This is a genomic window from Streptomyces viridochromogenes DSM 40736 (assembly GCF_000158955.1).
Lineage (GTDB): Bacteria > Actinomycetota > Actinomycetes > Streptomycetales > Streptomycetaceae > Streptomyces > Streptomyces venetus.
Window position 1 is genome coordinate 6545434 of the sequence record NZ_GG657757.1, and the last position, 26342, is coordinate 6571775.

At 71.1% G+C, this 26342-nt stretch carries 17 protein-coding genes, 2 pseudogenes and 1 riboswitch; of the genes and pseudogenes, 14 read left to right on the top strand and 5 right to left on the bottom strand.

All coding sequences use genetic code 11. The features are described from left to right. Positions 1–514: 514 nt before the first annotated feature. The 6 genes from SSQG_RS28905 (at position 515) to SSQG_RS28930 (ending at position 9908) form a co-directional block, all read left to right on the top strand. Positions 515–2434 (top strand): glycogen debranching N-terminal domain-containing protein, encoded by a 1920-nt coding sequence (locus tag SSQG_RS28905; protein ID WP_039933817.1) that lies wholly within the window; start codon positions 515–517, stop codon positions 2432–2434. Positions 2435–2564: 130 nt separating this feature from the next. After that, positions 2565–3323, top strand: coding sequence for an NUDIX hydrolase (locus SSQG_RS28910; protein ID WP_010034909.1), 759 nt, complete (start codon positions 2565–2567; stop codon positions 3321–3323). A 108-nt stretch (positions 3324–3431) separates the two neighbouring features. Then, on the top strand, positions 3432–5918 hold the full coding sequence (locus SSQG_RS28915; RefSeq protein ID WP_003993460.1) for an ATP-binding cassette domain-containing protein: 2487 nt from the start codon (positions 3432–3434) through the stop codon (positions 5916–5918). 161 nt (positions 5919–6079) lie between these two features. Beyond that, complete coding sequence (locus tag SSQG_RS28920) at positions 6080–6967, top strand: FadR/GntR family transcriptional regulator (protein WP_039933819.1); 888 nt, start codon at positions 6080–6082, stop codon at positions 6965–6967. A 427-nt stretch (positions 6968–7394) separates the two neighbouring features. Then, positions 7395–8936 (top strand): RNA polymerase sigma factor, encoded by a 1542-nt coding sequence (locus SSQG_RS28925; RefSeq protein ID WP_003993462.1) that lies wholly within the window; start codon positions 7395–7397, stop codon positions 8934–8936. A 135-nt stretch (positions 8937–9071) separates the two neighbouring features. Then, positions 9072–9908, top strand: a complete 837-nt coding sequence (locus SSQG_RS28930; protein WP_039933821.1) for a S1 family serine peptidase — start codon at positions 9072–9074, stop codon at positions 9906–9908. A 126-nt stretch (positions 9909–10034) separates the two neighbouring features. Here SSQG_RS28930 and SSQG_RS28935 read toward each other — a convergent pair whose 3' ends face one another. Next, positions 10035–10265 carry a DUF7455 domain-containing protein gene (locus tag SSQG_RS28935; RefSeq protein WP_003993464.1) on the bottom strand — a complete coding sequence of 77 codons (231 nt, stop codon included), beginning with the start codon at positions 10263–10265 and terminating at the stop codon, positions 10035–10037. A 441-nt stretch (positions 10266–10706) separates the two neighbouring features. On the opposite strand from SSQG_RS28935, the gene SSQG_RS28940 reads away from it, so the two are divergent. The 5 genes and pseudogenes from SSQG_RS28940 (at position 10707) to SSQG_RS28955 (ending at position 15836) form a co-directional block, all read left to right on the top strand. After that, positions 10707–12827, top strand: a complete 2121-nt coding sequence (locus SSQG_RS28940; RefSeq protein ID WP_003993465.1) for a DNA gyrase/topoisomerase IV subunit B — start codon at positions 10707–10709, stop codon at positions 12825–12827. Positions 12828–13036: 209 nt separating this feature from the next. Beyond that, positions 13037–13183, top strand: a pseudogene (locus SSQG_RS44080) (DUF1453 domain-containing protein); the annotation flags it as partial. Next, positions 13159–13617: pseudogene (locus tag SSQG_RS28945) on the top strand (LuxR C-terminal-related transcriptional regulator); the annotation flags it as partial. The pseudogenes SSQG_RS44080 and SSQG_RS28945, both read left to right, overlap by 25 nt. Before the next feature lie 69 nt (positions 13618–13686). After that, entirely contained in the window at positions 13687–14247 is a 561-nt protein-coding gene (locus SSQG_RS28950) for a DUF485 domain-containing protein (protein WP_003993467.1), read from the top strand. After that, on the top strand, positions 14244–15836 hold the full coding sequence (locus tag SSQG_RS28955) for a solute symporter family protein (RefSeq protein ID WP_003993468.1): 1593 nt from the start codon (positions 14244–14246) through the stop codon (positions 15834–15836). The genes SSQG_RS28950 and SSQG_RS28955 overlap by 4 nt, the downstream gene beginning before the upstream one ends. 12 nt (positions 15837–15848) lie before the next feature. Here SSQG_RS28955 and SSQG_RS28960 read toward each other — a convergent pair whose 3' ends face one another. The 3 genes from SSQG_RS28960 to SSQG_RS28970 form a co-directional block, all read right to left on the bottom strand. Next, the gene (locus tag SSQG_RS28960) at positions 15849–16529 is read right to left on the bottom strand and encodes a DUF7342 family protein (protein ID WP_003993469.1); all 681 of its coding nucleotides are present in this window, start codon (positions 16527–16529) and stop codon (positions 15849–15851) included. Next, complete coding sequence (locus SSQG_RS28965) at positions 16529–18199, bottom strand: ATP-binding protein (protein ID WP_039933823.1); 1671 nt, start codon at positions 18197–18199, stop codon at positions 16529–16531. The genes SSQG_RS28960 and SSQG_RS28965 overlap by 1 nt, the downstream gene beginning before the upstream one ends. 92 nt (positions 18200–18291) lie before the next feature. After that, positions 18292–19236, bottom strand: a complete 945-nt coding sequence (locus SSQG_RS28970; RefSeq protein WP_003993471.1) for a sucrase ferredoxin — start codon at positions 19234–19236, stop codon at positions 18292–18294. Positions 19237–19368: 132 nt separating this feature from the next. Here SSQG_RS28970 and SSQG_RS28975 point away from each other — a divergent pair, with 132 nt between their 5' ends. Continuing rightward, positions 19369–20487: a CobW family GTP-binding protein gene (locus tag SSQG_RS28975; protein ID WP_003993472.1), complete on the top strand. Its 1119-nt coding sequence runs from the start codon at positions 19369–19371 to the stop codon at positions 20485–20487. Here the strand turns inward: SSQG_RS28975 and SSQG_RS28980 are convergent. Further along, positions 20484–22940, bottom strand: coding sequence for a DNA gyrase/topoisomerase IV subunit A (locus SSQG_RS28980; RefSeq protein ID WP_003993473.1), 2457 nt, complete (start codon positions 22938–22940; stop codon positions 20484–20486). The genes SSQG_RS28975 and SSQG_RS28980 overlap by 4 nt on opposite strands. A 253-nt stretch (positions 22941–23193) precedes the next feature. On the opposite strand from SSQG_RS28980, the gene SSQG_RS28985 reads away from it, so the two are divergent. Next, complete coding sequence (locus tag SSQG_RS28985; protein ID WP_039933825.1) at positions 23194–24591, top strand: M16 family metallopeptidase; 1398 nt, start codon at positions 23194–23196, stop codon at positions 24589–24591. Next, the gene (locus SSQG_RS28990; protein WP_003993475.1) at positions 24588–25976 is read left to right on the top strand and encodes a M16 family metallopeptidase; all 1389 of its coding nucleotides are present in this window, start codon (positions 24588–24590) and stop codon (positions 25974–25976) included. Before SSQG_RS28985 ends, SSQG_RS28990 begins: the two co-directional genes overlap by 4 nt. Positions 25977–26166: 190 nt before the next feature. Continuing rightward, positions 26167–26331, top strand: a riboswitch (cyclic di-AMP (ydaO/yuaA leader). The last annotated feature ends 11 nt before the right edge of the window (positions 26332–26342 follow it).

Below are 26342 nucleotides of genomic sequence, written 5' to 3' on the forward strand. Positions count from 1 at the left end.
CCGAACCCGATCGAGGCGCACAGAGCGCAGAGGAAGCCTCTTCATGCACCAGCCGACTCCGCCCTCCGCCGCCGCTACCTACGACGAACGCTCTCTGGGTGGGCCCTTGCCGCCCCAGGGGCCGGACCCCGAAATGCCCGAGGCAGGCACAACCGGGTCGGGTGATCAGGACATCGGTCCACGGCCGGAGGCGCGTGTCGACGGGTTTGGACCCAGGTTTCCCACAGGCACCTCGCGCGCTCTGTCGCCTTCCGGCCGGGACTCGGGCCCGCCGTCGCCACCGGGCCCGGGCCGTTCGTCCGCCAGCCGGGCGGGCCGGTCCCGCAGCCCCGGTTTCACGTCGACGTACGGCTCGCCCTCGCAGCCCGCACCGACTTCGACCCAGAGCCGACCGGCTGCTCAAGGTCGGACTCCGTCCCCCGCCGGACAGGCGCCCACGTCCCCCGCTCCTCCCAGGGGCGCCACGATCCCCGGACTGCGCTGGTCCGCCGACCTGCCGCCCGCCCACTCCGTGATGATCTGCGTCGCCCTGCCCGGCCTGGCCATCTCGAGGGAGACCGGACAGATGACCGGCCGGGGACTGGAGGGGTTCTACCGCGCCGGACGACGTGTGCTCTCCCGGTGCGAGATCCGCGTGGCCGGACGGGAACCCCTCCCCGTTCAGGCCCGGATGGCCGCGGCCGACCGCGCCAGGTTCGTGGGCACGCTGCGCACGTCCCCGCAAGCAGGACCGGACCCGGATGTGATCGTGGAACGCAACCGGTACGCGGACGGCACGGAGCGGATCACCCTGCACAGCGCCGCGCCCCGCCCGCTGCGCCTGCCGGTCGAAGTGTCCCTCGGTACGGACCTGGCCGACCTCGGATCGATCGCCTCGGGCAGCACGGGGCCGGAACTGCCCGCCAGCGTCCACGCCTCCGGACTGCGCTGGTCCTGTGACACCGGCAACGTGTCCGTGACGGCCGAACCTCCGCCCTCGGACGCCCTGGCCTCGGCCGGTCTGCTGCGATGGGAGCTCGACCTGCCGCCAGGCGGCAGCACAAGCGTCGAACTGCGGATGCGTCCGGACGGCGCCGGTCCTCTCCGGGTCGTCGGCCGTGCGGCGACCAGCCCACTCGCCGCCGCGCGTGCGGAAGGCGACGACCTCAGGGTCCCGGCGCTCCTGCGGACGAGCATCGAGGATCTCCAGGCACTCCTGCTGCGTGACTCCGCCCATCCCGCCGACACCCACCTGGCGGCGGGCGTGCCCTGGCGCTGTGGTCTGGCGCCCGCCGACGCCCTCGTGGCCGCCCGGATGGCCCTGCCGCTCGGTACGGGCCTGGCGGCGGGGACACTGCGGACCCTCGCCCGGACACAACTCACCGGCCCGGGGCCGCAGTCCGGGATGATTCCCGGCCCGAGACGGGACGCCGGGCCGCACCTTCCCCCGCAGTGCACCGGCACGGAGGCCACGCTGCTCTTCCCGGCACTGCTCGCCGAGGCCCGCCGCTGGGGCCTGAGCGACCAGGAGACGGAGGAGCTGCTGCCCGCCGCCGAGCGCTGCCTGACCTGGCTGCGCACCACCGTGGGTGAGCACACGTACCTGCGTGACCCGCACCCCGGCGGTCCCGCCCGGTGCGAGATACAGGCCCATGCCCACCGAGCGGCGCTGCTCGGTGCCGACCTGCTCGACGCATGCGGCCGCGCGGGAGCGACGGCACTCCGGCAGTGGGCGCAGACCTTACGGACCGCGTTCCGGACGGACTTCTGGGTCGACGACCGAGGGGGTGGCCGGCCCGCCGCGGCCCGGGCACTGGACGGCAGGCCCGTGCCCCACCTGGGCGTGGCCGCCGTCCACCTCCTCGACACCGGCCTGCTGGGCGGGGGAGCGCTGGCACCCGGACTGCTCGACGAGGTGCAGACCCAGAAACTCGCCCGGCTGCTCGGCAGCCCCCTCATGGACTCGGGCTGGGGCCTGCGCGGGCTGGGCGCGAAGGAAGCGGGATTCAACCCCTTCGGCCACCGATCCGGGGCCGTACGGGTCCAGGAGACGGCCCTCGCCGTCGCGGGTCTGGCCGCCGTCGGCTACGAGAAGGAAGCGAGCTCGCTGCTACGCGGCGTACTCGGGGCGGCCGAGACCTTCGCCTACCGGTTGCCGGAGATGTACGCCGGTGAACAGCGCACGGAGGGGAGCGCTCCCCTCCCGCACCCGGCCGCCTGCCGCCCGGCGGCTACACCGGCGGCTGCCGGGGTCCTGCTGGTGACCGCGCTCGCCGGCATTCGCCCCGACGCCCCGGCAGGGACGATCACGCTCTGCCCCATGCGCGGCGCGCCCCTGGGCGAGATCGGTTTGACGGGGCTGCGGGTGGCGGGAGCACCGTTCTCCGTGCGGGTCAGCCGACTCGGCCTCGCCATGGTCGAGGAGGCGGCCGACGGCCTGCAACTGGGGGTGTGAACTGGAAGGACGTGCGGCTGCCGGCCAGCGGGAACAGTCGGCGGAGAGCATGCCGGACCGAAGTGGATCAGTGGCCGATGCGCGGGGCGAAAGGAGTGTTTATCGTCAGGCAGACGACTATGATCGCCGCATGCCCTACGACCCGTCAGCCTTTCCGCCCTTTGCCGTCACCGTGGACCTGGTCGTGCTGACCGTGCGCCGCCATGCCCTGTGTGCGCTGGCGGTACGCAGGGGTGAACCGCCCTTCCAGGGGCGTTGGGCGCTCCCCGGCGGCTTCGTGCGGGCCGACGAGGACCTGGCGCAGGCCGCGGCGCGCGAGCTGGCCGAAGAGACCGGACTGCGTGTCCATGACCCGTCCGTGCCCGCCCAGGACAACGGCGCGCACCTGGAGCAGCTCGCCACCTACGGCGACCCCAAGCGCGACCCCAGGATGCGGGTCGTCAGTGTCGCCCACCTCGCCCTCGCTCCCGACCTCCCCGCGCCCAGAGCGGGCGGCGACGCCAGCAACGCGCGCTGGGCTCCGGTCGAGGAACTGCTGCGGCAGGGCGGGTACGGACGGGACGCCGAGCCGGTCGCGCCGCTCGCCTTCGACCACGCGCAGATCTTGTCGGACGGTGTGGAGCGCGCTCGCTCCAAGATCGAGTACTCGTCGCTGGCCACGGCCTTCTGCCCGCCCGAGTTCACCGTCGGGGAACTGCGCCGTGTCTACGAGGCGGTCTGGGGCGTCGCGCTCGACCCCCGCAACTTCCACCGCAAGGTCACAGGCACACCGGGCTTCCTCGTGCCCACCGGGGGGACGACCACCCGCCAGGGGGGCCGCCCCGCCCAGCTCTTCCGGGCCGGCGGCGCGACTCTGCTCAACCCGCCGATGCTGCGTCCTGAGGTGTGAGGCCAGGCTCGGAGGCGACCTTCTGTGGCCGGGCATGGCCCATCGCCGTAGCCACGGCAGGCCGTGCGCTGCCCGAAAAAACGGACATAGCGCGCTATCTTGCTGCGAGTGATCCAGGCGTTCGGATTGACCAGCAACCCCCGCAAGGAGCTGCCGCCCGCAGCTGACGACGTCTCCTTCGAGGCGCGGGCGGGCCGCGTCACCGCGCTGCTCGGAGCACCGGGCGCCGGCAAGACGACGGTCCTCAGACTCATGCTCGAACTGCAACAGGGCCGTGGCGTCACCTACTTCCGGGGCCGCCCCCTGCACCGCATGGCCCATCCCTCGCGCGAGGTCGGTGTGCTGCTGGGCGAGGTGCCGGGGCACCCGGGGCGCACGGTTCGAGGTCACCTGCGCATGCTGTGTGCCGCAGCGGGAGTCTCGGTCCGGCGTGCCGACGAAGCCCTTGAGACGGTCGGGCTCGGCAGCCTGCGCGACGAACGCCTCGGCACCTTGTCGCGCGGCATGGACCGCCGTCTCGGCCTGGCCTGCGCGCTCCTGGCCGACCCGCACACCCTCGTCCTCGACGACCCCGCCGACCGGCTCTCCAGCCGTGAGAGCAACTGGCTGCACGGCATGCTGCGCGCACACGCCGCCGAGGGCGGCACAGTCCTGTTCACCACGGCCGACCCCAAGGAGGCCGCACGTGCGGCCGACCGCGTCGTCACCTTGGAGCAGGGCAAGCTAGTGGCCGACCAGGAGGCAGCGGAGTTCTCCCGAACCCGCCTGCGTCCCCGGGTCGCCGTACGCAGCCCGCACGCGGCCCGTCTGGGAGCGCTCCTGGCCAAGCAGGCCCGCACCGCGCAGCGCTCCGTGGAGGTCGTACACGAGGACGGCAACCGCCTCTCCGTGTACGGCAGCAGTTGTGCGGACATCGGTGAGACCGCGTTCCGCCACGGCATCGTCGTCCACCAACTCGCCGACGAGATCGGAGACATGGGGCCCGGCGCGGGCGTCGCTCGGAAGGGCGGGCCGCACGGCGGCCGTGACCGGGGTCGTGTCAGCGCGGGGTGGGGTGCGGACGAGTGGCACCAGACCAGTGCCGTGAGGACGTCCGCCAATGGCGAGCCCCATACCGACGACGAGCCGACGCACGCGACCGACGCACATCGGGCAACCGCCACGCGCCCTGGCTCTCCCGACGTGCCGGCCTCACCCCGCGACGCGTCCGGTGAGGCGGCCGCGGCAGCCGCGGCCGAGCCGTGGCCGACTCTCACACTGCGGCTCAAGGGTGTCGCGCCTGAGCCGGTCGGCGGGGAGCTGCGGCCGGACGCTGACGTACTTGAGCGCGCTGCGGTCGAGCAGCGCCCCACCTCCGGCGCATCTGAGCCGGCCACCTCCGGCACATCTGAGCCGGCCACCTCTGGCACATCTGAGCCGGCCACCTCCGGCACACCTGAGCCGGCCGATGACGGGCCGCACCCCGCCGCTGTCACACCCGAGCCCCCCGCCGGCGAGCAGTGCCCCGCTGCTGACACGTCCGAGGCGTTCGTCGACGATGAGCCCCCTGCCCCCCAGCAGCCCGCCGCCGCTGAGCAGCACCCCACCTCTGACACACCCGAGCCGTTCGTCGACGAGCCGCTGCCCTCCGCCGGTCACGCGCAGCCCGCAGCTATGTCGCACGGGGGTCCGGATGTGCCCGCAGGCGGCCCAGTGGGCAGTGCCGCCGTGACTCCTCAGGCGGACTCGGCCGGGCCTCCCCACCTGGCCAACGGTCACACGGCGAACCCGGCCCGCAGGCTCGACGCGCTGCCCCCTCTCCCGCCTCCCATCTCCGTCCGCCCCGCCCCCAGCCCTCTCCGCCCCCTCCGCTACGAGATCCGACGTGCTGCCGGAATCGGCACCGGTTTCCTCACCGGGGCCGTCGTCCTCCTTGTGTCCGCCGTGACAGCCGTCGTGTTGGCACGCATCGGGCACACCCCGCAACCGCGCCTGCTCGCAGCATGGCCCCGGGAGCTGCCCCTGCCGCCCGCAGCGCTCGGCGCCGGACTGCTCGGGGCGCTGGCCTTCGGCGACGAGTTCCGCCACCCCGCTCTGGCGGCGGATCGCGGCACCGTGCCCCGCCGACTGGGGCTGCTGGCCGCCAAACTGCTGGTCGCTTCGGTCACCGCGCTGGCGCTTGCCGTCCTGGCCGTCGGCTGTGACGCCGAAGTGCTCTATCTCGTCTACGGACGGGAACTCGTCCAGGTTCCCTCAGACTGGCTCTCGCTCAGTACGAGTTGGGTCGGGCTCGTGGTCGGCTGCGCCTGGGCCGGCGTCCTGGCCGCGGGCGTCTTCCGGTCCACCACGGCGGGACTCGCGGCGGTGGCCGCCGTGCCACTCCTCGTCGTACCCCTGGTGCACAAGGTCCTGGCGGGCCCGTCCGTGCGGACCGCGGCGGGACTTCCCCTGCGTCTGCGGGAAGTCCTGCTGCCGCGGTGGCCCTTCGGGGGAGAGCGCTACCTGGAGGCCGCTCTCGGAGCGATCTCCCAACCTGTCGGTGGCGCACTGACGTTGTCGCTGACCGCTCTGCTCTGCGCGTATCTGCTCACCACACTGCGCAGCAGGCTCCGCTGACAACTGTCCGTAACGCTTCGTCCGGCCATGCCCACAACTCCCCGCAGAACGCCCATTTCTTTCCGATAAGGCGTCAATTGCGACGCCGTGAGCGATCACCCTTTCGTGTGCTTTTCACCAAAGACCTCAAGGGAGTTGAAGACGGCGCCGACAAAGGATGCGTGAGTACCCTTGCGCACACCATGATGACCGCCGCCCGCTCCGCTGACTCCGGCCTCGCGAGCCCGGGCGAACTCGACCGCTACCCCTACGCCGAGGCGCCCGCCGTCGACCGCGTCGGGGCCCCTGCCTGGGACGGCGCGGACCCCGAGCTGGGCCGTGTGGGCCGGCGCGCCGCGGGCAGCCGCGGACGCGGGCTGCACGGCCAACTCGTACAGCAGCTGGGTCAGATGATCGTCTCCGGCGACCTGGGCGCGGACCGTCCTCTGGTGCCCGAGGAGATCGGCCAGCGCTTCGAGGTCTCGCGCACCGTCGTCCGCGAGTCGCTCCGCGTCCTGGAGGCCAAGGGCCTGGTGAGCGCCCGCCCGAACGTCGGCACACGCGTGCGCCCCGTCAGTGACTGGAACCTCCTCGACCCGGACATCATCGAGTGGCGCGCTTTCGGGCCGCAGCGTGACGATCAGCGTCGCGAGCTGAGCGAGCTGCGGTGGACGATCGAGCCGCTCGCCGCCCGCCTCGCCGCCGGGCACGGGCGCGAGGACGTTCAGCAGCGCCTGACGGACATGGTCGAGATCATGGGGCACGCGATGGCCCAGGGTGACGCGCTCACCTTCTCCCGTGCCGACTCCGAGTTCCACTCGCTGCTCATCCAGGTCGCAAGCAACCGCATGCTGGAGCATCTGTCCGGGATCGTGTCGGCGGCCCTCCAGGTCTCGGGTGGTCCCGTCACGGGCTGTGAGCGGCCGAACGAGACGTCGCTGGCGCACCACGGACGCATCTGTGAGGCCCTTGCCACCGGTGACGGCCCTGCCGCCGAGGCGGCGATGCGGCAACTCCTCACACTCCACCCCGAGGTGGAGCGCGTAGTGCCCGCCCCGCGCGAGCACTGACCGCGTTCCACGGGCGGCGCGGCCGGGTGTGCCACCCCCCTCCTGTGGCAGTGCCCGATCGGTGAACCGCCTCCCGTCGGACCCTGTGGGATCCTCGTGATCCCGCGGGGTCCGACGGTGCGATGGGCCCCGGTTCCGCTGGAGCGATCAGGTCACAACACAGTGTGACCTCGTTTGCCCGCCTTTGGCCGTCTTTATTCGCTTACGGGGTGTGACTCGGGCCACGCGAATTGGGCGTAACGCTCATGGTGGGAACGCGATGACCTAAGAGGTGACAGCCGCGGAGGGAATGCGGACGCCGTTCACGGCGCTGTGCATCTTCCCCGGCCCCCGCCCGCGCCGTCGGCCCATCCCCAAGCCGGCGGTCGGCTCCTGTCCACTGTGGACGGGGCCGGAAGCCGTTTTCCAACGTTCCGAGAGGTTGTTCGTGTCGGCCAGCACATCCCGTACGCTCCCGCCGGAGATCGCCGAGTCCGTCTCTGTCATGGCGCTCATTGAGCGGGGAAAGGCTGAGGGGCAGATCGCCGGCGATGACGTGCGTCGGGCCTTCGAAGCTGACCAGATTCCGGCCACTCAGTGGAAGAACGTACTGCGCAGCCTCAACCAGATCCTCGAGGAAGAGGGTGTGACGCTGATGGTCAGTGCCGCAGAGCCCAAGCGCACCCGAAAGAGCGTCGCAGCGAAGAGTCCCGCCAAGCGCACCGCCACGAAGTCGGTCGCGGCCAAGGCGGTGACCACCAGGAAGCCCACCGCCACGGCCACGCCGGCGGCACCCGCCGCCGAGCCCGGGGCCGAGGAGGAGTCGCCCGCCAAGAAGGCGGCGGCCAAGAAGACGACCGCTAAGAAGGCGGCCGCGAAGAAGGCGCCTGCCAAGAAGGTCGCGGCCAAGAAGACCAGCGCCAAGAAGGACGACGTCGAGCTTCTCGAAGAGGAAGTGCTCGAGGAGGCCGCTCCCGGTAAGGCCGGCGAGGAGCCCGAGGGCACCACCGAGAACGCGGGCTTCGTGCTCTCCGACGAGGACGAGGACGACGCGCCCGCCCAGCAGGTCGCCGCCGCCGGTGCCACCGCCGACCCGGTCAAGGACTACCTCAAGCAGATCGGCAAGGTCCCCCTGCTCAACGCCGAGCAGGAGGTCGAGCTCGCCAAGCGCATCGAGGCGGGTCTGTTCGCCGAGGACAAGCTGGCCAACTCCGACAAGCTGGCGCCGAAGCTCAAGCGTGAGCTGGAGATCATCGCCGAGGACGGCCGTCGCGCCAAGAACCACCTCCTGGAGGCCAACCTCCGTCTGGTGGTCTCCCTGGCCAAGCGCTACACCGGTCGCGGCATGCTCTTCCTGGACCTCATCCAGGAGGGCAACCTCGGTCTGATCCGCGCGGTCGAGAAGTTCGACTACACCAAGGGCTACAAGTTCTCCACGTACGCCACCTGGTGGATCCGTCAGGCCATCACCCGCGCCATGGCTGACCAGGCCCGCACCATCCGCATCCCGGTGCACATGGTCGAGGTCATCAACAAGCTCGCGCGCGTCCAGCGCCAGATGCTCCAGGACCTGGGCCGCGAGCCCACCCCGGAGGAGCTGGCCAAGGAGCTCGACATGACCCCGGAGAAGGTCATCGAGGTCCAGAAGTACGGCCGTGAGCCCATCTCGCTGCACACCCCGCTGGGCGAGGACGGCGACAGCGAGTTCGGTGACCTCATCGAGGACTCCGAGGCGGTCGTCCCGGCCGACGCGGTCAGCTTCACGCTCCTCCAGGAGCAGCTGCACTCCGTCCTGGACACCCTGTCCGAGCGCGAGGCGGGCGTCGTCTCGATGCGCTTCGGTCTCACCGACGGTCAGCCGAAGACCCTCGACGAGATCGGCAAGGTCTACGGCGTCACGCGTGAGCGGATCCGCCAGATCGAGTCCAAGACCATGTCGAAGCTGCGCCACCCGTCGCGTTCGCAGGTGCTGCGCGACTACCTCGACTAGTCGAGCCGTACGGCGCGGAAGGCCCGGTCCCCGAGGGGGCCGGGCCTTCGTCGTGCCTGCCTCGCCGCAGGTGCGAGGTATCACGGGGTGAATCACTCTGGGTGTCTCACCGATACCACGGAGTGAGGAGTGAGTATGCGTCGTCGCCTGGTCCGGGTCCTGGCCCGGCCACTGGTCCTGGCAGCCGCGGTATCCGCCCTGTCAGCGGGCTCCACCGCCCCTGTGGCCGCCGACAGCGTGGTCATAGGTGGCTTCCCCGTCGAGGCGTCGGACAGCCCGTGGACGGTGGCCCTGTCCAGTCGTGACCGGTTCGGGGGTACGCGTGCGGGGCAGTTCTGCGGGGGTGTGGCGGTCGGTCACAGCACCGTGCTCACCGCGGCCCACTGCCTGGGCAAGGAGGTCCTGGGCGGGCCGCCGGAGCGTGTAAGCGACCTCAGGGTCATAGCCGGACGCACCAACCTGCTCTCCGGCAGGGACGGCCTGGAGGTCGCCGTGCGGGAGACCTGGGTGAATCCCGCCTACGACGGTGTCAGCAATGTCGGCGACTTCGCCGTCATCACCCTGGCCCAACCGCTCCCCGCGGGTTCGGCCATCGCCATGGCGGCCGACGGTGACCCCGCGTACGCGGTGGGCGGGGGCGCGACGGTGTACGGATGGGGTGACACCTCAGGCGCCGGCGAGTATTCCAACAGTCTGCGTGCGGCACGCGTGCGCGTGCTGCCCGATGCTCTCTGCGAGGACGCGTACCCGGGCGGTGCCGACGGCACCTACGACGCCAGGAGCATGCTGTGCGCCGGGGAGGTGCAGGGAGGCCGGGACGCCTGCCAGGGCGACAGCGGAGGACCGCTGGTGGCCCAGGGGCGCTTGATCGGACTGGTGTCCTGGGGCATCGGCTGCGGGCGAGCCGGCAATCCGGGTGTGTATGTGCGGGTGTCCGACATCATCCGCACGCTCGGCTGGACACGGGGGTGAGGGCGGAGGGGGCCGGGAGAGCCTGAGCAGACTTCCGATGACGAGGACGGGCGGCTGCCTCTCGGAGGAGAAGCAGCCGCCCGTTCACCGGCCTGTGCCGGGCTGGCTCGTCGTCGGACGCGAGTGTCAGCGCTCTTCTTCGGAGGCAGTCGCGGGAGCGGACGTGAGCCGCTCCGTCTCGTCCTGTATCTCAGCGGCGATCTTCTTGAGTTCCGGCTCGAACTTGCGGCCGTGGTGGGCGCAGAAGAGCAGTTCTCCGCCGCTGAGCAAGACGACGCGCAGGTATGCCTGGGCGCCGCAGCGGTCGCAGCGATCGGCGGCCGTCAACGGGCTCGCGGGGGTCAGAACAGTAGTCACGTCGCCTCTTCTCTAGCTCGACGAGCTGTCGTACCAGGGTCAACATCCAACCAGCCCCAAAACGTTCCCGCTCGTGGCTTTTCCTCGAAAAATCTTTCCGAGGTGGCTGTCTGCTGCCGGTTGGCGGCGAATGTGCCGTATTGCGTGTCTATGTGTCTTACGGGGCTTCGCGGTGTATCGGTGGTCGGTCCTCCCGGCTGGGTTGCCGGTTGTTCATGAGGACGTGCCCGGAGCCTAAATGGTTCATGCCTGGAAGGGAACGTGATGTGTACTTCACTCCATCGAGGGATCGAACAAGTATGCGAGCGTGGACTAGTCTGAGTTCTCGAGGAGGGTGGCGTTACAACGGCTCTACCAGGCCTCGGTACCCTCTCACCGGCGACTGATGCCGCGCCCTTACCCGTGAGGGCCCCATTCGAAATTCAGCGAGGAGCGAACCGCGTGACCGCCGAAACGTCCGTGCCATCCACAGCTCTGCTGGCAGGAGCAGACCGGGACGGTTCCAACTACACCGCGCGGCACCTGCTCGTCCTCGAGGGGCTCGAGGCCGTGCGCAAGCGTCCGGGCATGTACATCGGCTCGACCGACAGCCGTGGCCTGATGCACTGCCTCTGGGAGATCATCGACAACTCCGTCGACGAGGCACTCGGTGGCTACTGCGACCACATCGAGGTCATCCTCCAGGACGACGGCTCCGTCGAGGTCCGGGACAACGGCCGCGGTATCCCGGTCGACGTCGAGCCCAAGACCGGCCTCTCCGGTGTCGAGGTCGTCATGACCAAGCTGCACGCGGGCGGCAAGTTCGGCGGCGGCTCCTACGCCGCCTCCGGCGGTCTGCACGGTGTCGGCGCCTCCGTGGTGAACGCCCTGTCCGCCCGTCTGGACGTCGAGGTGGACCGCGGTGGCCACACGCACGCGATCAGCTTCCGGCGCGGTGTCCCCGGAGCCTTCTCCGCGAGCGGCCCGGACGCAAAGTTCGAGGCCGGCGGCCTGCGCAAGGTCAAGAAGATCCCCAAGACCCGCACCGGCACGCGCGTGCGGTACTGGGCCGACCGCCAGATCTTCCTCAAGGACGCCAAGCTCTCCCTCGAGACGCTGCACCAGCGAGCCCGCCAGACCGCCTTCCTGGTACCCGGCCTGACCATCGTCGTCCGCGACGAGTTCGGGCTCGGCGAGGGCGGCAGCAAGGGCGAGGAGTCCTTCCGCTTCGACGGCGGAATCAGCGAGTTCTGCGAGTACCTGGCGAGCGACAAGCCGGTGTGCGACGTCCTCCGGTTCTCCGGTCAGGGCACCTTCAGGGAGACCGTCCCGGTCCTCGACGAGCACGGTCAGATGACCCCCACCCAGGTCACCCGTGAGCTCGACGTCGACGTCGCCATGCGCTGGGGCACGGGCTACGACACGACGCTGAGGTCGTTCGTGAACATCATCGCCACCCCCAAGGGCGGCACCCACGTCGCAGGCTTCGAGCAGGCCGTCGCGACCACGATGAACGAGGTGCTGCGCACCAAGAAGCTCCTGCGCGTCGCCGAGGACGACATCGTCAAGGACGACGCCCTGGAGGGCCTGACCGCGGTCGTCACCGTGCGTCTCGCCGAGCCGCAGTTCGAGGGCCAGACCAAGGAGGTCCTCGGGACCTCGGCGGCCCGCCGCATCGTGAACAACGTGATCAGCAAGGAGCTCAAGGGGTTCCTGACGTCCACGAAGCGGGACGCCGCACAGCAGGCCCGTGTCGTGCTGGAGAAGGCGGTCGCCGCGGCGCGTACGCGCATCGCCGCCCGGCAGCACAAGGACGCGCAGCGCCGCAAGACGGCCCTGGAGTCCTCATCGCTGCCCGCCAAGCTGGCCGACTGTCGTAGCGACGACGTCGACCGCAGCGAGCTGTTCATCGTCGAGGGTGACTCCGCGCTCGGCACGGCGAAGCTCGCGCGGAACTCCGAGTTCCAGGCGTTGCTGCCGATCCGAGGCAAGATCCTCAACGTCCAGAAGTCGTCCGTGACGGACATGCTGAAGAACGCCGAGTGCGGCGCGATCATCCAGGTCATAGGAGCCGGATCGGGCCGAACGTTCGACATCGACACGGCCCGCTACGGCAAGATCATCATGATGACCGACGCCGACGTCGACGGCTCGCACATCCGTACGCTGCTCCTGACCCTGTTCCACCGCTACATGCGGCCCATGGTCGAGGCCGGCCGGGTCTTCGCGGCGGTGCCGCCGTTGCACCGCATCGAGATCGTCCAGCCCAAGAAGGGCCAGGACAAGTACGTCTACACGTACTCGGACCGCGAACTGCGCGACAAGCTCATGGAGTTCCAGAGCAAGGGCATCCGCTACAAGGACTCGATCCAGCGGTACAAGGGCCTCGGTGAGATGGACGCCGACCAGCTGGCCGAGACGACCATGGACCCGCGCCACCGCACTCTGCGCCGGATCAACCTCTCCGACCTGGAAGCCGCCGAGCAGGTCTTCGACCTGTTGATGGGCAATGACGTGGCGCCGCGCAAGGAGTTCATCTCCAACTCGGCGGCCACGCTGGACCGGTCGCGGATCGATGCATAGCTGATCCGCCCGGCTTCGGACGGCGGATCAGGGCTGGCAGGAGCCGTACGGCCCGGCCGTGACCCGACCCGGCTCTCCACCCCTGGGTGGAGAGCCGCCCGACGACGATCCACCCGGGCTCCGATCCCGTGACCAGGCGATTTCCGTAGCGTCGAAGGCGTCGGCGGCACCCGCGGCCGACGTCTCCCTTCCCGCTCACGGAGGCTGTGATGTCCGGGCTCGTCGACGCGTTGGTGATCGTGGTCGTTGCCGTCGTGGTGATCACGCGGCAGTTCCGGGCGAGCCGGATCGACGGCGAGCGTCGCTGGCGGCTCCTGCCCGTGATCCTGGCCGAATCCGTGCGGAGTACCCCGGGACGCAGGTCGTGGTGCTCACGACGTATGCCGACGACGAGTCGCTGTTCCCGGCACTGGCGGCCGGAGCGCGCGGTTACCTCACGAAGGACGCGGGCGGGGAGGTGATCGTGCGGGCCGTGCACAGCGTGCTGTCGGGGGAGGCGGGGCTCTCGCCGAGCGTTCAGAGGCGGCTGCTCGAGCGCCTGGCCGAGGGCGGGACGAGACCGCCGGCGCCCCCGGAGGTGCCGGACGGGCTCACCGCGCGGGAGACGGAAGTGCTGGTGCTCATCGCCGACGGGCTCAGCAACCAGGAGATCGCCCGCAGACTGCATGTCTCCACCGCGACCGTGAAGACCCACATCAACAACCTCTTCACCAAGACGGGTCTCAAGGACCGTGCGCAGGCCGTGCGTTACGCCTATGGGAAGGGGCTGGTGCGGCCACCAGCGGGTTGAGTCACCTGATGGGGTGAAGAGCGAGGGGAAGAAGAGTCGGGGATCTTCCCGTTCTGTCCATCCTTGGGCATGCAGCAGAGCAAGGGCCGTCCCCGCACAGCCGGGGCCGGTCAGGAGAGTTCGGCCGAGCGACTCGACGGCCATGGCCGGGAGCCGACCGAGGACGCCGGGCACCTGAGGTACGACGATCCCTGGTACGACGCACTCGCCTCCGGCTGGGGTGAGTCGGCCGGGGCCGGGGAGCCCGTTCCGGCGGTGGTTGCGGCGGCGCGCCGGGAGGACGAGAGCCGGGGCGCGGCGGCCGATGTGTATCTGGAGGTGCAGCGCAGCGCGGCCTTTCAGGAGGTGCGGCGGCGGTACCGCAGGTTCGTGGTGCCGGCCTGCGTGGCCTTCTTCGCCTGGTACGTGGGCTACGTCGTGGCCGCCACGACCGCGCCGGAGCTGATGGCGCGTCCCGTGGCGGGAGCGGTGAACGTGGCGATGGCGGCGGGGCTCGGGCAGTTCGCGACCACGTTCCTGCTCACCTGGGCGTACGCTCGGCACGCGCGGCTGCGCAGGGACCGGGCGGCGCTCGAACTGCGCTGGGACACACAGGAGCTGACGCGCGGTGTGGACGGCGGTGCCTCGTGACGGGTGAACACCAGACACTGGCGCTGTTGCTGTTCAGCGCGTTCGTCGCGGTCACGCTGGGGATCACGACCTGGGTGAGCCGCAACCGGCGCGGATCGGCGGAGGAGTTCTACGCGGGCGGACGGCTCTTCTCTCCCATGGAGAATGGTTTTGCCATCGCGGGCGACTACATGTCGGCCGCGTCCTTCCTCGGGGTCACCGGACTCATCGCGCTGTTCGGCTACGACGGGCTGCTGTATGTCGTCGGGTTCCTCGTGGCCTGGCTGGTGGTGTTGTTCCTGGTGGCCGAACTGGTGCGCAACTGCGGCCGGTTCACGATGGCGGACGTCGTGGCGGCGCGGATGCGGGAGCGGCCGGTACGGATCGCGGCGGGAACCTCCTCGGTCACCGTGTCCGTGCTGTATCTGGTCGCACAGATGGTCGGCGCGGGCAGCCTGGTGGCGCTGCTGCTCGGAGGCACCAGCGAGGCGGCGCGGGACTGGACCGTGATCGGTGTCGGCGCGCTCATGGTGATCTACGTGTCGCTGGGCGGGATGCGGGCGACGACGTGGATCCAGATCGTCAAGGCGGTCCTGCTGCTGGGCGGCACGGTCGTGCTGACGGCGCTCGTGCTGGTGCGCTTCCACGGCGATCTGGACCGGCTGCTGCTCACGGCGGCCGAGCGCAGTGGCCACGGGGAGGCGTTTCTGGCGCCCGGTCTGAAGTACGGCGGGGACTGGACGGCCCGCTTCGACTTCATCAGTCTGGGCCTGGCCCTGGTGCTGGGCACGGCCGGGCTGCCGCACATCCTGTCCCGCTTCTACACCGTGCCCACCGCCCGCGCCGCACGTCGCTCGGTCGTCTGGGCCGTCGGGCTGATCGGCGGTTTCTACCTGATGACGATCGTGCTCGGCTTCGGCGCTGCCGCCATCCTGGGCCCGGACGCCGTACGCGGGTCGAACGCGGCCGGCAACACGGCGGTTCCACTGCTGGCGCTCGACCTGGGCGGTGGTGCCGGTTCCACGGGCGGCACGGTTCTCTTCGCGATCGTCGCCGCGGTCGCCTTCGCCACGATCCTCGCCGTGGTCGCCGGGATCACGCTCGCCTCCTCGGCCTCCGTCGCCCACGACCTCTACGCGTCCCTGCGGCGCCGGGGCGGCAAGCCGCGCAGCGAGGTGGCCGTGGCCCGGGTCGCGGCCGTCGGGGTCGGTGTGGTGGCGATCGCGCTCGGCCTGCTGGCGCGGGATCTCAACGTGGCGTTCCTGGTGGGCCTCGCCTTCGCCGTCGCCGCGTCGGCGAATCTGCCGGTGCTGCTCTACTCCCTGTTCTGGCGGGGCTTCACCACACGCGGCGCGGTGTGGGCCGTCTACGGCGGTCTGGTGCCGGCCGTGGTCCTCGTGGTGCTCTCCCCGGTGGTCTCGGGAAGCCCGGACTCGCTGTTCCCGGGCGTGGACCTCCAGTACTTCCCGCTGCAGAACCCGGGCATCGTCTCGATCCCGCTGGGCTTCCTCGCGGGCTGGCTGGGCACGGTCACCTCGGCGGAGGTGCCGGACGAGGCCAGGCACGCGGAGACCGAGGTGCGGTCGCTCACCGGCGCGGGGGCGGCGTAAGGCTCCCGGGAGCTAGGAGCGGGTCGCCCACACGTAGCGGTGTTCCGGGCGGCCCGCGTCGCCGTACTTGAGGGTCAGCCTGGCCCGTCCCGTGCGCTCCAGCAGCTTCAGGTACCGCTGGGCGGTCTGGCGGCTCACTCCGGTCCGCTCGGCGATCTCCTGGGCGGACAGGGGCCCGTCGGCATGCATCAGGGCCTGGCGGACCAGCTCCGCGGTGGTGGGGGAGTGGCCTTTCGGCAGGTCGGGTTCCGACGGGGCCGACAGCGCCCCGAAGATGCGGTCCACCTCCGCCTGCTCCGCCTCCCCGCCGCCGTCGAGGGTGCGGCGCAGCTCCGCGTACGCCTCCAGCTTGGCGCGCAGGCCCGCGAAGGCGAACGGTTTGACCAGGTACTGCAGCGCGCCGTGCCGCATCGCCGCCTGCACGGTCGACACGTCCCGGGCCGCCGTCACCATGATCACGTCGGCCTGGTGGCCGCGCCGGCGCATCTCCTGGACGACCGCGAGCCCCGTCTCGTCGGGCAGGTAGTGGTCCATGAGCACCAGGTCCAGCCGGGGCAGCGTTTCCAGCCGGCGCAGTGCCTCCGCCGCGCTGTGGGCCTCGCCGGCGACATGGAAGCCCGGCACCTTCTCGACGTAGGCGGCGTTGACCCGCGCGACCCGGGTGTCGTCGTCCACGACCAGGACCTCGATCATCACGACTCCTTCTTGGCGGTCTGCGGAGCTGACGGCGCGGCCAGCGCCGGTTCCGGACCATGACCGGCCAGCGCCTCGGGCAGGACGACGGTGAACTCCGCGCCCCCGCCGTGCGCCTCGCCCACGGTCGCGCTGCCACCCAGCCGCTCGGCGAACCTGCGCACCAGGGAGAGCCCGATGCCCCGTTCGCGGTGCGCCGGCGGCTTCTTCGTCGACCACCCCTCGGTGAAGATCGACTCCCGGTGTTCCAGCGGGATGCCCGGCCCTGTGTCGCGCACCCTGAGGATCGCCGTACGCCCCTCGGCGCGCAGTTCGACCTCCACGCGCGCGTGGGGCTCGCCGGCGACCGCGTCGAGGGCATTGTCCACCAGGTTGCCGACGACGGTGACGAGCCCCCTGGAGTCGATCAGCCGGTCGGGCAGCCGGGTCCGGTCCGACACCCACAGGGCGACGCCGCGCTCGGCCGCGACGGTCGCCTTGCCGACCAGCAGGGCGGCGAGCAGCGGGTCCTCGATGCGTTCGGTGACCTGTTCGGCGGTGGCCCGGTGGTCACCGACGACCTCGCCGACGAACTCGACGGCGTCGTCGTACATCTCCAGTTCGAGCAGCCCCAGCAGCGTGTGCATACGGTTGGCGTGTTCGTGATCCTGGGCGCGGAGCGCGTCGATCAGGCCGCGGGTGGAGTCGAGCTCGCGGCCCAGCTGCTCCAGCTCGGTGCGGTCGCGCAGGGTGGCCACGGCGCCGCCGTCATCGGTGGGCATGCGGTTGGCGACCAGCACCCGCTGGCCGCGGACGGTGAGGAGGTCCGTACCGGTCACCCGCCCGGCCAGCACGTCGGCCGTGCGGCCCGTGCCGAGCGCCTCGTCCGGGGAACGGCCCACCGCCGTCTCCCCGATGCTCAGCAGGCGCTGCGCCTCGTCGTTGAGGAGGCGGATGCGTCCGGCGCGGTCCAGGGCGACGACGCCCTCCCGGATGCCGTGCAGCATCGCCTCGCGTTCCGACAGCAGCGCCGCGATGTCCGAGAAGGCCAGGTCCCTGGTCTGCCGGTGGACCCGTCGGGAGATGAGCCACGCGGCCAGCGCGCCGACGGCCAGCGCGCCTCCGGCGTACGCGAACAGTCCTGGGATCGCGTGGATCAGCCGGGCCCGGACGTTGTCGTAGGCGATGCCCACCGAGACGGCGCCGACGACCCTGCCGTCGCTGTCACGCAGGGGCACCTTGCCGCGGGCGGAGCGGCCCAGCGTGCCGCTGTCGATCTCCATGACCTCCTTGCCGGCCAGGGCCTGGCCGGGGTCGGTGGAGACGATGCCGCCGATCTGCTTCCGGTCGGGGTGCGACCAGCGCACGCCGCGCCAGTCCATGACCACGATGTACTCGGCCTTGGTGGCCTTCCGGATCCGCTCCGCCTCCCGCTGTACCGGACCGTTCGGCGAGGGAGGGGTCTCCCGCACGTCCCGCGCGAGTTCGGGCTGCTGGGCGGTCGTCTGCGCGATCGCGAGCGCCCGGCGCATCGCCTGGTCGTCCAACTGGTCACCGAGAGGCGCGAGGAACAGCCCGGTCGCGAGGACCGCGACCCCCGCGGCGATGGCCACCTGCATCAGCAGCACCTGCGAGAACACCCGCCGGGGCAGGCCGAGGCGCAGGCGGCGCGCGGGGGGAGTGGGGCTCATACCCAAGAAGGTACGTGGGCCCGCCTACCTGCCGTAATGGGTGTGGCACGGATCTCTTGATCAGTGCTTGGGCGGACGTCCCGGAGCCCTGGTCAGCTCGCGAGGGCCGTGGCCACCCTGACCTCGTGGACCGCCACCACGTCCATGCGCGCGGGCGACCCGAGGACCGAGGCCCCGCAGCTCTCCGGACGGGGCGGCAGGCCCGCTCCCTGAGCGACGTCGACCTGCCAGCGGCGCCCGTCGGTGTGGGCGACGGTCACCTCCCAGCGCGGTGCCGCGCCGGCCGTCCGTACGACGCTCAGCGCCTGCGCGGCGTCTTCGCCGGTCCTGGCGCGTACGGCGAGCTCGGCCGCCTGACCGGGCCGTTCCCAGGCCGATCCGCCCCGGCACCCCTCCAGAACGATCCGCCCCTCCCGAGCGCCGTGCAGGACTTCCTTGAGGGTGTGGGCCTCGGCCCGGCCGTAGGCGTATCCGTACGGCAGTACCAGCACCGTCGGGGAGAAGCGGTGGCCGCCCAGATGGGTGACCTCCCAGACGCCGCCGACCCCGGACGTGGCGAGTTCCGCCGCGAGGGGCCGGCCGAGGAGGGCGCAGCAGCGGTCGCGTTTGCCGTTGGTGCAGACGAGGGCGAGCGGATCACCGTCATGGGGCCGCCCGCCGAGCACCGCGTCGAAGGTGCGGTGGTCGCCGCGGCCGAGTGCGGCGAAGTCGAGATCGAGCAGCTGGCCGGGGTCCGAGGTCGTGGCGGCGCGCAGCCACACGTTGCCCGGGACGGTGTGGGCGACGTAGACCCTGCGTGTCGCGGGCATCCGGCGGTCCGCGTGGCGCCCGGGGCGGCGGATGAGCACGATCCGGACACCCGTGTCCTTCGCGGCGGCCTCCAGGGCACGCCCCAGAGCGGGGTCCAGGTGGCTCGAGGTGAGCGCCTTGGCACCCCAGGGCCCGGGCTGTTCCAGCAACAGCCAGGTCCTCGCGGTGGCCGCGGTTCCCGAAACAGGCTCGTCGAGGTCCCGGGAGACGCTTGAACACGTACTCACAGAGGTGAGCCTAACCTGAGTTGCCTCGCAGCGGCCTCCGGGCCTGGCTCGTATTCTGGGGCGGCATCCCGTTTTCCTGCGTGTGCCGGGGCCGCGAGCCGGTGCACGCTTCGGCATGAGAGAGGTCGCACGGTGAGTCAGCCGAGCCAGGAACCGCAGCAGATCCCGGTCGTCGTCCTGGCCGGATTCCTCGGCTCGGGGAAGACCACCCTGCTCAATCACCTGCTCCACCGCAGTGGCGGCAGCCGTATCGGCGCCATCGTCAACGACTTCGGGGCCATCGAGATCGACGCGATGGCCGTGGCCGGAGCACTCGGCGACTCGACGGTCTCGCTCGGCAACGGATGCCTGTGCTGTGCAGTGGACGCGAGTGAGCTGGACGAGTACCTGGAGCGGCTCGCCGAGCCCTCCCTCGGCATCGACGTCATCGTCATCGAGGCGAGCGGGCTGGCCGAGCCGCAGGAACTGGTGAGGATGGTGCTGGCCAGCGAGCACCCTGGGATCGTCTACGGCGGGCTCGTCGAGGTCGTGGACGCCGCCGAGTTCGACGACACCCGGTCCCGGCACCCCGAGATCGACCGGCATCTCGCGCTGGCCGACCTCGTCGTGGTCAACAAGACCGACCGGGCGGCCGACGGCGACCGCGTACTCGGGCTGGTCCGGTCCCTCGTCGATCGCGCCGCCGTCGTCCCGGCCACCTACGGCCGGATCGACCCCGAGTTCCTCTTCGACTGCCGGCCGAGCGAGGAACGCATCGGGCAGCTGTCCTTCGACGACCTGCACGAGCACGACCTGCACGAACGAGACGCACACGAACGAGTTCCGCACGCGCACGACGGCGAAGAGCCCGGCGGACACGACCACACCGGGCACCTGCACACCGCCTACGACAGCCTGTCGTTCGTCTCGCGGGAGCCCCTCGACCCGCGCCGGCTGATGGAGTTCCTCGACAGCCGGCCCCAGGGGCTGTACCGGATCAAGGGCTACGTGGACTTCGGGCCGTACGACGTCCGGAACCGTTACGCCGTCCATGCCGTCGGGCGGTTCCTGCGCTTCTACCCGGAGCCGTGGCCGACCGACGCGGAACGCCTGACCCAGCTGGTCCTCATCGGCTCCGGGATCGACGCGCCCGCCCTCGACAAGGAACTCGACGCGTGCCGGAGCGACGCCCCGCACGCCGACGAGCGCGGCATGTGGGGCGTCCTGCGGTACGTGCGCGATCCCGAGGAGGACCGCGCGGAGCCGGCCTAGACCGGCCCCGCCACCACCGCCACCGTCTTCGCCAGGGACACACCCGAGCCGTCGCGGCGCGGGTCCATCTCCGGGAGTTCGGCCGGGGTGCCGTTCTTCTGCGCGGCGAGGGCCGGGGCAGGGCCGGCCCAGGCCAGTGACAGGCAGTCCTCGCCCTTCAGGAACCGCTGGCAGCGGACGCCGCCGGTGGCGCGTCCCTTGCGCGGGTACTGGTCGAACGGGGTCAGCTTGGCCGTCGTCTGGACGGAGTCGTCCAGGGTGCCGCGCGACCCCGCCACCGTGAAGACGACGGCGTCCGCGGCCGGGTCCACCGCCGTGAAGGAGATGACCTTGACGCCCTCGGCGAGCTTGATGCCCGCCACGCCGCCCGCGGGGCGGCCCTGGGGACGCACCACCGAGGCCTGGTAGCGCAGCAGCTGGGCGTCGTCGGTGATGAAGACCAGATCCTCGTCTCCGGTACGCAGCTCGACCGCGCCGACGATCCGGTCGCCCTCCTTGAGGGTGATCACCTCCAGCTCCTCCTTGTGGGACGGGTAGTCCGGCACCACGCGCTTGACCACGCCCTGTTCCGTGCCGATCGCCAGGCCCGGCGACGACTCGTCGAGGGTGGTCAGGCAGACCACCGTCTCGTCGTCCTCCAGGGAGAGGAACTCCGCCAGCGGGGCACCCCCCGCGAGGTTCGGCGTCGGCATCGACTCCGGGAGCTGCGGCAGGTCGATCACGTTCAGCCGCAGCAGCCGGCCCGCCGAGGTGACCGCGCCGATCTCGCCGCGGGCGGTGGCCGGCACCGCCGAGACGATCACGTCGTGCTTGACGCGCTTGGCGCCGGCGTTCTCCGCGAACGGTTCGCCGTTCGCCGTACGGGCCAGCAGACCCGTCGAGGAGAGCAGCACCCGGCACGGGTCGTCGGCCACCTGGAGCGGCACGGTGGCGACGGGGGCACCGCCCGACTCCAGCAGGTCCGTACGCCGGTCGGTGCCGAACTTCTTGGCGACGGTGGCCAGTTCCGAGGAGACCAGCTTGCGCAGCTCCGCGTCCGACTCGAGGATCCGGGTCAGTTCCTCGATCTCCGCGTTGAGCCGGTCCTTCTCCGTCTCCAGCTCGATGCGGTCGTACTTGGTGAGGCGGCGCAGCGGCGTGTCGAGGATGTACTGCGTCTGGACGTCGCTCAGCGAGAACTGCTCCATCAGGCGCTGCTTCGCCTGCGCCGAGTTCTCACTGGAGCGGATGAGACGGATGACCTCGTCGATGTCCAGCAGGGCCGTCAGCAGACCCTCGACCAGGTGCAGCCGGTCGCGCTTCTTGCCGCGGCGGAACTCCGAACGCCGCCGCACGACCGTGAAGCGGTGGTCGAGATAGACCTCCAGCAGCTCCTTCAGGCCCAGCGTGAGCGGCTGGCCGTCGACCAGCGCCACGTTGTTGATGCCGAAGGACTCCTCCATCGCCGTCAGCTTGTAGAGCTGCTCCAGAACCGCCTCCGGCACGAAGCCGTTCTTGATCTCGATGACCAGGCGCAGGCCGTGCGCGCGGTCGGTGAGGTCCTTGACGTCGGCGATGCCCTGGATCTTCTTCGAACCGACCAGGTCCTTGATCTTGGCGATCACCTTCTCCGGGCCGACCGCGAAGGGCAGCTCGGTGACCACGAGGCCCTTGCGCCGGGCCGTCACGGGCTCCACGGACACGGTGGCGCGCATCTTGAAGGTGCCGCGGCCCGTCTCGTAGGCGTCCCGGATGCCGGACAGGCCGACGATGCGGCCGCCGGTGGGCAGGTCGGGGCCCGGGACGTGCTTCATCAGGGCGTCGAGATCCGCGTTCGGGTGCCTGATCAGGTGGCGGGCGGCGGCGATGACCTCGCGCAGGTTGTGCGGCGGCATGTTCGTGGCCATACCGACCGCGATGCCCGAGGCGCCGTTGACCAGGAGGTTCGGGAAGGCGGCGGGCAGCGCCACCGGTTCCTGCTCCTGGCCGTCGTAGTTGGGGTTGAAGTCGACGGTGTCCTCGTCGATGGAGTCCGTCATCAGGCTTGTCGCCTCGGCCATCCGGCACTCGGTGTACCGCATGGCCGCCGGCGGGTCGTCGTTGCCCAGCGAGCCGAAGTTGCCGTGCCCGTCGACCAGGGGGACGCGCATCGAGAAGGGCTGGGCCATGCGCACCAGGGCGTCGTAGATCGACGCGTCGCCGTGCGGGTGCAGCTTGCCCATGACCTCGCCGACGACGCGGGCGCACTTGACGTACCCGCGCTCGGGGCGCAGGCCCATCTCGCTCATCTGGTAGACGATGCGGCGGTGCACGGGCTTGAGACCGTCTCGGGCGTCCGGCAGGGCGCGGGAGTAGATGACCGAGTACGCGTACTCGAGGAAGGAGCCCTGCATCTCGTCGACGACGTCGATGTCGAGGATCCTCTCCTCGTACGAGTCGTCGGGCGGCGGGGTCTTCGTGCTGCGGCGGGCCATCGCTGCCGGCTCCTTGCCTCTGCGATCCGGATCTGACGCCGACCATTGTGGACCGCCGCACCGACAACCGGGACCAGGACCCGTCCTCTGGACGCCTGCCGCGCCGTCCGGCCCCGGCACGGCGGGTCACGCCGTCTCGCTCTGCGCGTACGCCCCCCGGGAACTTCACCGGCGCTTCGCGCGCTTGCATACAGTGGCAGGACCGGCAGAAATCCGCGGTTGTGAAGACCGCGCCGCGATCGAAGGGACGTACATGCCCATGGGTCACACGGCCACAGCCCAGGCAGGCACCGGGGGCCTGACAGCGACCGAGCACCGCCTGGCCAACGGCCTGCGCGTGGTGCTCTCCGAGGACCACCTGACCCCGGTCGCGGCGGTGTGCCTCTGGTACGACGTCGGCTCGCGCCACGAAGTCAAGGGGCGTACCGGCCTGGCTCACCTTTTCGAGCACTTGATGTTCCAGGGTTCCGCGCAGGTGAAGGGCAACGGCCATTTCGAGCTCGTCCAGGGCGCGGGCGGCTCGCTGAACGGCACCACCAGCTTCGAGCGGACCAACTACTTCGAGACCATGCCCGCTCACCAGCTGGAGCTCGCCCTCTGGCTGGAGGCCGACCGCATGGGCTCCCTGCTGACCGCCCTCGACGACGAGTCGATGGAGAACCAGCGCGACGTCGTCAAGAACGAGCGCCGCCAGCGCTACGACAACGTTCCGTACGGCACCGCCTTCGAGAAGCTGACCGCCCTCGCCTACCCGGAGGGCCACCCTTACCACCACACCCCGATCGGTTCGATGGCCGACCTGGACGCGGCGACCCTGGAGGACGCGCGCGCGTTCTTCCGCACCTACTACGCGCCGAACAACGCCGTGCTCTCCGTGGTCGGTGACATCGACCCGGAGCAGACCCTGGCCTGGATCGAGAAGTACTTCGGCTCCATCCCCGGCCACGACGGCAAGCACCCGCCGCGGGACGGCTCGCTGCCGGAGACCATCGGTGAGCAGCTGCGCGAGGTCGTCGAGGAGGAGGTTCCGGCGCGCGCCCTGATGGCCGCCTACCGGCTGCCGCACGACGGCACGCGCGCGTGCGACGCGGCCGACCTGGCCCTCACGATTCTCGGCGGCGGCGAGTCCTCCCGCCTGTACAACCGTCTCGTGCGGCGGGACCGTACGGCGGTCGCGGCCGGCTTCGGCCTGCTGCGGCTCGCCGGGGCGCCCTCCCTGGGGTGGCTGGACGTGAAGACGTCCGGTGACGTCGAGGTGCCGGTGATCGAGACCGCCATCGACGAGGAGCTCGCCCGGTTCGCCGAGGAGGGCCCCACGGCAGAGGAGATGGAGCGCGCCCAGGCCCAGTTGGAGCGCGAGTGGCTGGACCGGCTCGGCACCGTCGCCGGCCGTGCCGACGAACTGTGCCGGTACGCGGTGCTGTTCGGCGACCCGCAGCTCGCCCTGACCGCCGTGCAGCGCGTGCTGGAGGTGACGGCGGAGGAGGTCCAGGAGGTGGCCAAGGCCCGCCTGCGGCCCGACAACCGCGCGGTGCTCGTCTACGAGCCCGTCGCCGGCGAGGCCGGCGAAGGGGAGACCACCGACGACGCCGGCACCACCGAGGACACCGCAGCCGCGGTCACGAACGAGAACGAGGAGGCGGCCAAGTGACCGAGCTCGCCACGATGGACTTCCACCCCCAGCCGCGGGAAGGCGAGGCCCGGCCGTGGGCCTTCCCGGCCCCCGAGCGCGGCACGCTCGCCAACGGCCTGACGGTGCTGCGCTGCCACCGCCCCGGCCAGCAGGTCGTCGCCGTGGAGGTGCTGCTGGACGCGCCCCTGGACGCGGAGCCGGCCGGCCTCGACGGCGTGGCCACGATCATGGCCCGGGCCTTCTCGGAGGGCACCGACAAGCACTCGGCGGAGGAGTTCGCCGCCGAGCTGGAGCGCGCCGGTGCGACCCTCGACGCGCACGCCGACCACCCCGGCGTCCGGCTCAGCCTGGAGGTGCCGGCGTCCCGGCTCGCCAAGGGACTCGCCCTGGTCGCCGACGCCCTCAGGGCGCCCGCGTTCGCGGACAGCGAGGTCGAGCGGCTGGTCCGCAACCGTCTCGACGAGATCCCGCACGAGCTGGCCAACCCCTCCCGCCGCGCTGCCAAGGAACTCTCCAAGGAGCTGTTCCCGGCCGGCTCGCGCATGTCGCGGCCCCGGCAGGGCACCGAGGAGACGGTCGCCGCGATCGACTCCCCGGCGGTTCGCGGCTTCTACGAGACGCACGTCCGCCCCGCCACGGCCACCGTCGTGGTCGTCGGCGACCTCACCGGCATCGACCTCGACGCCCTGCTCGGCGACACGCTGGGCGCCTGGACCGGCTCTTCGGCCGAGCCGCGGCCGGTGCCGCCGGTGACCGCCGACGACACGGGCCGGGTCGTCATCGTGGACCGCCCGGGCGCCGTCCAGACGCAGCTGCTGATCGGCCGGATCGGCTCGGACCGGCACGACCGCGTGTGGCCCGCCCAGGTGCTCGGCACGTACTGCCTCGGCGGCACCCTCACCTCCCGCCTGGACCGCGTCCTGCGCGAGGAGAAGGGCTACACCTACGGCGTGCGGGCGTTCGCCCAGGTCCTCCGGTCCGCCCCGGACGGTACGGGTGCCGCGATGCTCGCCATCAGCGGTTCCGTGGACACGCCCAACACCGGGCCCGCCCTTGAGGACCTCTGGACGGTGCTGCGCACCCTGGCCGCCGAGGGACTGACCGACGCCGAGCGGGACGTCGCCGTGCAGAACCTGGTCGGCGTAGCGCCGTTGAAGTACGAGACGGCGGCGGCCGTCGCGAGCACGCTGGCGGACCAGGTCGAGCAGCACCTGCCCGACGACTACCAGGCAGCGCTGTACCGGCAGCTCGCCGCGACGGGCACCGTGGAGGCCACCGCGGCGGCCGTCAGCGCCTTCCCGGTGGACCGTCTGGTGACCGTCCTCGTCGGTGACGCGGCGCAGATCAAGGGCCCTGTGGAGGCCCTCGGCATCGGCGAAGTGACCGTCGTGGCCGCCGAGTAGCGGCGGCGCGCGCAGGGGCCCTGGTTGTCGTCAAGGCACCAGGGCCCCTTTATGCCCGAATTGGTGTGGGAGTTGCCCGTCTGCCCTGTGGGATGCGCTACAAAAACTGGGATTCGTTTGGGAATTGAAAGTGGCGCCGCTTAGCGTCATCCGGGCTGTTCGTCAGGCAGTGCGCCGCACCCGCGGCACCGGACAGTCATCGCCGAGTCCCCGTACGGCGCGAGCCAGGGGAGCCGGGGACCCACCGCAGTCCCTGGGGTGAATCGGACGCCCGCGCGCATCGCGAGGGGGTCCGTAGGAGACCTTCCTGCTCCGAACCCGTCAGCTAACCCGGTAGGCGAGAGGGAAGGAAAGGATCAGCCACTT

Bases quoted from the DNA above. Each gene is read 5' to 3' on its own strand.
- SSQG_RS28905 (WP_039933817.1), top strand. From the start codon at position 515: ATGATCTGCGTCGCCCTGCCCGGCCTGGCCATCTCGAGGGAGACCGGA.
- SSQG_RS28910 (WP_010034909.1), top strand. From the start codon at position 2,565: ATGCCCTACGACCCGTCAGCCTTTCCGCCCTTTGCCGTCACCGTGGAC.
- SSQG_RS28930 (WP_039933821.1), top strand. From the start codon at position 9,072: ATGCGTCGTCGCCTGGTCCGGGTCCTGGCCCGGCCACTGGTCCTGGCA.
- SSQG_RS28950 (WP_003993467.1), top strand. From the start codon at position 13,687: ATGCAGCAGAGCAAGGGCCGTCCCCGCACAGCCGGGGCCGGTCAGGAG.
- SSQG_RS28960 (WP_003993469.1), bottom strand. From the start codon at position 16,529: ATGATCGAGGTCCTGGTCGTGGACGACGACACCCGGGTCGCGCGGGTC.
- SSQG_RS28965 (WP_039933823.1), bottom strand. From the start codon at position 18,199: ATGAGCCCCACTCCCCCCGCGCGCCGCCTGCGCCTCGGCCTGCCCCGG.
- SSQG_RS28980 (WP_003993473.1), bottom strand. From the start codon at position 22,940: ATGGCCCGCCGCAGCACGAAGACCCCGCCGCCCGACGACTCGTACGAG.
- SSQG_RS28985 (WP_039933825.1), top strand. From the start codon at position 23,194: ATGCCCATGGGTCACACGGCCACAGCCCAGGCAGGCACCGGGGGCCTG.